The organism is Methanocalculus sp. (genome assembly GCF_029762515.1).
Classification (GTDB): domain Archaea; phylum Halobacteriota; class Methanomicrobia; order Methanomicrobiales; family Methanocorpusculaceae; genus Methanocalculus.
In genome coordinates, this window is sequence record NZ_JARVGN010000130.1 from 1 (window position 1) to 5,409 (window position 5,409).

At 42.3% G+C, this 5,409-nt stretch carries 8 protein-coding genes, 1 tRNA gene and 1 pseudogene; 5 read left to right on the plus strand and 5 right to left on the minus strand.

The genetic code is table 11. The features are described from left to right. From QCH34_RS05975 to yidD, 4 genes are all read left to right on the plus strand, one after another. The coding region (locus tag QCH34_RS05975; RefSeq protein WP_300331669.1) for an FkbM family methyltransferase at nucleotides 1-376 on the plus strand (376 nt) is incomplete at its 5' end. Between the two features lie 245 nt (nucleotides 377-621). Further along, nucleotides 622-1,152, plus strand: a complete 531-nt coding sequence (locus QCH34_RS05980) for a hypothetical protein (RefSeq protein ID WP_300331672.1) — start codon at nucleotides 622-624, stop codon at nucleotides 1,150-1,152. 31 nt (nucleotides 1,153-1,183) lie between these two features. Next, entirely contained in the window at nucleotides 1,184-1,444 is a 261-nt protein-coding gene (locus QCH34_RS05985) for a hypothetical protein (RefSeq protein ID WP_300331675.1), read from the plus strand. Further along, the gene (gene yidD / locus QCH34_RS13310) at nucleotides 1,434-1,676 is read left to right on the plus strand and encodes a membrane protein insertion efficiency factor YidD (RefSeq protein WP_366898388.1); all 243 of its coding nucleotides are present in this window, start codon (nucleotides 1,434-1,436) and stop codon (nucleotides 1,674-1,676) included. The genes QCH34_RS05985 and yidD overlap by 11 nt, the downstream gene beginning before the upstream one ends. 49 nt (nucleotides 1,677-1,725) lie before the next feature. Here yidD and QCH34_RS13315 read toward each other — a convergent pair. The 3 genes and pseudogenes from QCH34_RS13315 to QCH34_RS05995 all read right to left on the minus strand — a co-directional run. Further along, nucleotides 1,726-1,845, minus strand: a pseudogene (locus tag QCH34_RS13315) (DUF6444 domain-containing protein); the annotation flags it as partial. Nucleotides 1,846-2,292: 447 nt separating this feature from the next. Beyond that, nucleotides 2,293-3,345: a transposase gene (locus QCH34_RS05990; RefSeq protein WP_300331678.1), complete on the minus strand. Its 1,053-nt coding sequence runs from the start codon at nucleotides 3,343-3,345 to the stop codon at nucleotides 2,293-2,295. Beyond that, nucleotides 3,342-3,494 carry a DUF2080 family transposase-associated protein gene (locus tag QCH34_RS05995; RefSeq protein WP_300331682.1) on the minus strand — a complete coding sequence of 51 codons (153 nt, stop codon included), beginning with the start codon at nucleotides 3,492-3,494 and terminating at the stop codon, nucleotides 3,342-3,344. Before QCH34_RS05995 ends, QCH34_RS05990 begins: the two co-directional genes overlap by 4 nt. A 162-nt stretch (nucleotides 3,495-3,656) precedes the next feature. On the opposite strand from QCH34_RS05995, the gene QCH34_RS06000 reads away from it, so the two are divergent. Further along, entirely contained in the window at nucleotides 3,657-3,992 is a 336-nt protein-coding gene (locus tag QCH34_RS06000; RefSeq protein ID WP_300331687.1) for a DUF5683 domain-containing protein, read from the plus strand. A 497-nt stretch (nucleotides 3,993-4,489) separates the two neighbouring features. On the opposite strand, the gene QCH34_RS06005 is transcribed toward QCH34_RS06000, so the two are convergent. Then, nucleotides 4,490-4,563 (minus strand) — tRNA-Val (locus QCH34_RS06005). A gap of 110 nt (nucleotides 4,564-4,673) precedes the next feature. Beyond that, on the minus strand, nucleotides 4,674-5,409 hold a 736-nt coding region (locus tag QCH34_RS06010; protein ID WP_300331692.1), incomplete at its 5' end, for an ACT domain-containing protein.

A 5,409-nucleotide genomic window follows, 5' to 3' on the forward strand; every position in this document is an offset into this window, starting at 1 on the left:
CGTTGGCCCGCATATCGATGTCTATGGCGGGGATTTTGCGAATGCAGATCATGTTTCACCGGATGAGATCCCGGACTGCGATATTCTTGAACTTGATTGCGAAGGATCTGAAGTGGAGATACTCAGATCGATGGCAATCCGCCCCCGTGCGATCATCGTCGAGATCCACCCCTTCCTCTTTGCAGAAGACCCGGCATGGGTGACCGACCGGCTTGTGGAGCTTGGATACCGGATAGTATACAGGAGCGGCCACGACGGGATCGAGATCGATGACGACGATCTACAAAAGCTCCTCAACAGGTCAAAGAAGTGCGGCGTCATCTACCTGAAGAACGGGGCACGATCGCCGGCTGTTGTGGCGGCGGTCAGGGGATAATTCCTTTTTTCATAATCGGGGATTCCGTGTGGAGCAACCGGTTGTTCCATTTGAAGGGGCCATCTTTTCTCTGAGATAGTGCCTTTATAGGGTTTATGGTGAGTGGGCTAATCTGAGCTTTTAATCTATTTTTTTGTTATTCTGGCGAAAATACTGAACTTTTTCAATTCCGAATTCATCCAATGAAATTCGGTATAATGTTGCTGATGTGTATTATTCTATCTTGTTTAATATAGCTACGAAAAATGGAGATTCAAAAGATAACGCATAAATACTTTCACTACAATCCAAAATTAATGAATTTAAAAGGTTTTTTTATTATATTGTCTGTTTTGTGTATCTCAAGTATAACGATTGCTGGTTGTGTAAGTAATAGCACAAATGAACCTCATCTTTCAGATAATGTTGAAACGTATGTGTCTACGCCTACACCCACCCCAGTACCTCCTCCAAGCATTGATACAGTTTTTTCAAAATATTACTACTCTTATTTACTAATGGATGAACATGGAATTTGGAATTTGCTTTCAGCATCATCAAAGGAGGAACAATCAAAAGATCAAATATATAATGAAATATTTATCTTTACTCATAATGTGGGAGTTATATTATATGATTATGAGGTAATCAACACTGAGATAAATGGTGACGAAGCAAAAATGGATGTTGATATAAAATACACTCTTCGGGGGTATAAAATGACAAAAAGTAAAGAAATTCCATTTGTTTTTGAAGATGGCTCATGGAAAATAAACAAATTTATGGTTTTATCATAATCAGAATGAGATAAAAAATTGAGGTTTTTCAATGAAAATTCAGGAATATAAAAGAACCTGTAATAACTGTGGCAAAGTCTGGCATTCTCTAGTTGAAAGGGAAAACCAAATTATGACATCAATGAAATTTGATGCAGCGTCTGGTTGTCTATCAGCATGTTATAATCATTCGGCTAGTGCTCAACGTAGCCACAATTTTGATACTGCAATGGATACGCTTGAAAAAATTCGTGCGTGCCCAAACTGTGGATCAAAAAATTATGTTGAAGAAATTATTGAATATGAAAAATAATAACCCTCTCACTTTTGTTTCAATTTTACTAATAAGAAAGATTTGGCATGGTAAAATTGGAAGAAAATATAATAAACGTAATAATGTATTCTGTCGTTTTTATCCCAGCTGTTCGAATTATGCAATTCTTGCACTTGAAAAATATGGTTTAATCAAAGGATGGATACTTGCATATAATCGATTAAAACGGTGTAATGTGTATAACACTGAATCCTGCATTGATTTTCCTTAGAAATTTCATTTTTCTTAAATAGCTCTGTACACGCTCATTCAAAACTGTACTAAGGTTTCATTCGTTTGTGATCCCGGGGACGTTTCCTTGTCGGTTTCCGTTCGATTTGAGGTTCTTTGAATCCATCTGCGGAAGGAGGACGGCTGCTGTTCTGACTGTTCATATTGAATTGCCGTTCAAGCTAGCGATCCGCGCCTTGAGTTGTCTCACCTTCCTTCTAGACTTGGATTATCTCTTCCTAATGCTAAATGATTGTGAAGAGCGCTTCAGGGTTCAGTTATGCCATTGTTTGGCTCTCGTTACATTTTGTAATAAAATAGCTCTAATATTTATGTGTTTATTATTATATAATCATCTTTGGTTCATATAACCCATTTTTCAGAAAAGTGGTTGTTTAAATAGTATTCAAAGAGGTGAGAGGATGAAGGTGCTGACCTGTTACTATTAATTAACCACAAAGCTTAAAATGCAGTATCTCCGATCACAAATGAGTGAGCGGCACAGTGCCCTCGATTTCCGGCACGATGGCATTTAGTTACGACCTATCGATGGCTCCCTGATGATCCACCGACCAACACCCCCATGCAGCTGTGACATGGAGATGGCAACCGAGCACCTATCGTGGCTCTTTATATCGAGCAGCGCAGAGTTCGTACATCTCCAGTAAAAACTGTTTAAAACTCACCTCATCTTTGTACAACACGATCCAGAGGAGCTGGAGCACCTGTTCATACGCGAAGTAAAAGAACCGGATTCGTGGATCCTTTGATTTCGAGGAGATTCTTGCTTCATCCTGCACCCGAAAACCGGTTTCGATTCTCCATCGTTTCTTGTAGGTTGGAATAACATATTCCAGATCAATGGACTCCTGATTCGTAGCAAATGCCCAATCATATGACTTTTCAGACTTTTTATCGAATATCTGCTTGAGAAGTGCGAGTGTTGTCTCCCCTCGAAACATCGTCTTGTCTTTATTGACCTCGAGTTCATATCGGATCTTTTTCTTCTCTCCAATATCCAGCAATTCTATCTCTTTTTTGATTTTATCGTTTTTTGGAGCGAAAATCAGATAGGGCACCTCGGCATGTGTCAGCGTCAGCATCAGATCTTTGCTAAAGAATCCCCGGTCAAATACCGTGAGTTCAACAGAATTCACCAGTGGTTCAACCAGTGCAAGACACCAGGTCACCGTTGTTGCCATATTATGGCCAAGATGCACAGGAACTGATAAGAGAGGAATCTTCTGGGGAATATCAGAATTGATGATGGCGCATGAGAGGAACTTGAACTTCCCGGTAACCCCATGTTCGCCAGTATATCCATGTATCCAGAACCCCTGAACATCACCATAAAAATCCTCTTCTGTATAATCAAAGGCTAAAACAACGTTTTTATTGGCAAGATCAAATCGTGTACCCAGTCGCTCGACCGTCATCCGGTACTCCCAGACAATGTGTGATGTCGTGACATTCTTGATGGCGAGATGGAGTGAATCTGCCCTGTTGCCAACGGTTTCGATATAGGTATTTGCAACCGCTGCTTTGAGGAGGTCACGGTTATACTGGAATCCGGAGAGTGTCGGTCCTTTAAACGGGAGTTGCAGTGCCCGATCGACGAATGTATCGAGTGTTTTAAGCGTCCTGAACAATCGTGCATCACTGAGTTTCATAGTATTACCAGGTAGACCGTTCTGTCCAGGTATTCCTTGGGGCAGTCCACTTTTGCGCTATTCCCGAATTTAGTTACTTTTCGAATGAGAAATCCCTGAATATTCTCGATCTCGATCCGGGTAGCAGGATTCAGCTCAACTTTCTTCATCGGATATACAATGGATATCCATAATATTTAAATCTTGCTGACGCTCGGTCTGTCACAGGGGTTCGAAAAGAAGAGGCGTTAGTTCAAGTGGAGGTCATGGATCCCTTTCGGAGATACTGTAAAATAATCGCATGGTATATGTATTAAATATGGAGTTTTATCATGTCATCTAAAAACCCTGGTGTTGCAGCGTTATGTTCTTTTATTTTCCCCGGATTGGGGCAAATCTATAATGGTGATATAAAAAAAGGAATTCTTATCCCTATTGGTGTTGTGATTGGGTTATTTTTTTTAATGATACCAAGTTTCATTGTCTGGGTTTATGGAATTTATAATGCTTATACTACTACAAAGAAAATGAATGATGGTGAAATCCCTTATATTGAAACAAATGCTATGCATATGTTTATATTTGTAATTGGCTGGTTCATCCTCGCATTCATTATACTAATGATATCTGCTTTTATTGCAACATTTGTATTTGGTATTACAAGTTAAACAAAACCATTTCACATTTAATTTGTATTTATAGAGAACTTCGATTAACCTCTACCCTCGTAAGTACTTAGTGGTGCGGTATCGATTAATATTCAATGAGAACGTTCTTTAATTTAGCAATTAAGGATGAATATCGCCGCATTTCTACACAAGGTAACAATCTTTTTCTACTGTTCTCCTTGATATGCTGGGAGTGTGTTTTCGCCCTCTTCTCTCTGTTCTGTACACAAACACCGAAGAGAAGCGTGACCGACCAAACTATGATTTAGTTTTTTGATCAAGCTTCTGATCCTTCAGTAACTTTATAGGTTATTAGATCTTCAGCTTGAACGAGAAGTCTGTGATCGCCTCTCTTTCTGTCATTTCCTTGGTTATCCAACATATATTCAAGATTCTTCCACTTCCTTTTGATAGGGAGATAAACTGCTAAGATCTATGACTAAACCTGCAAAAAAAACGATTATGGATTTTAAAGCCTTAGAATCAGAAAAGAAAGATGGGCCCGCTGAGATTCGAACTCAGGACCTCCGCCATGTCAAGGCGACGTCATAACCAGCTAGACCACGAGCCCAATGCCTTGCGACCTTACGATATTGGCTTTTGCAGTATAAAAGAATTGGTTTTTGCTCCAGTGATATGTATGATCCACTAGAGCTCTCTTCCCTGTTTACGGTTCCGTCCTCACAGCGTTGCAAATGTTGCCGAGATGATGCCGGGGACCGCCCTCAGCTCGTCCATGACATTCTCGGGAACATCCGAGTCCACATTCAGCACCATGAGCGCCTCTTCACCGGCACTCACCCGGCCGACCTGCATCCCGGCAATATTGATTGATTGTTTGCCAAGGACCGTTGCGGCAGGCCCGATGACGCCGGGGCGATCGACATGGCGGGAGATGACGACCGAGCCCTCGGGAACGAGATCCATCGTGAACGAGCCGATCTCAACGATCCGCACCCGCTTCTTCCCAAAGACCGATCCGCTGATCGTCTCTTCGCCGTCTTTTGTCCGGACAGTGATGCTGATTAGGTTCTTAAATCCGTGAGACTCCTCGGTCATCGTCTCGGCAACGGCGATCCCCCGCTCCCGTGCAACGAACTCGGCATTCACGATATTGACCGGCCGCTGGAGAACCGGGTCAAGGATGCCTTTGATCGCCATCCGGGTCACAAACTTGAGGTTCTGCCGCATCTCGATGAGATCGCCTGCATAGGTCACCTCAACCTTTGTTATTGCGCCGCTGACAATCTGGGAGACAAGCCGCCCCATCTTCTCGGCAAGCCGGGCATACGGCTCGATCGTCTCCTGGAGCTCTGTTGGGATCATCGGCGCATTCACGACATACTTCGCGGCCCCGCCTTTTAAGACATCGATGCACTGGTGTGCAATCGAGATGGCGACATTCTTCTGCGCCTCG